The sequence below is a fragment of the Paraburkholderia sp. NMBU_R16 genome (assembly GCF_013282575.1).
Lineage (GTDB): Bacteria > Pseudomonadota > Gammaproteobacteria > Burkholderiales > Burkholderiaceae > Trinickia.
The window spans coordinates 1-207 of the sequence record NZ_JAAAYE010000562.1; the positions used below are offsets into that span (position 1 = coordinate 1).

General features: G+C 63.3%; 1 protein-coding gene. It reads right to left on the reverse strand.

From position 1 onward, the window contains the following. A partial coding sequence (locus tag GWC77_RS29100; protein ID WP_217283485.1) for a hypothetical protein occupies positions 1-193 on the reverse strand: 193 nt, incomplete at its 3' end. Positions 194-207 lie beyond the last annotated feature (14 nt).

Here is a 207-nt window from a genome sequence, read left to right on the forward strand (position 1 = left end):
CCTGGCCCGACACGCCCTTCGGGTAGGGCGTGTCGTTGATGAACAGCGCCTTCAGGTCGCCCTCGGCACCATACAGGCTCAGTTGCCCGCGCCGCTTCAGGCTCTCGTTGTACTCATGCGCGTTCGTGACCGCATAGCGCGGCTTGGCTCGTTTGCGCGCCTCACCCGTCTTCAGTCTCGCCTTGTAAGGCATGAAAGCTCACCCGT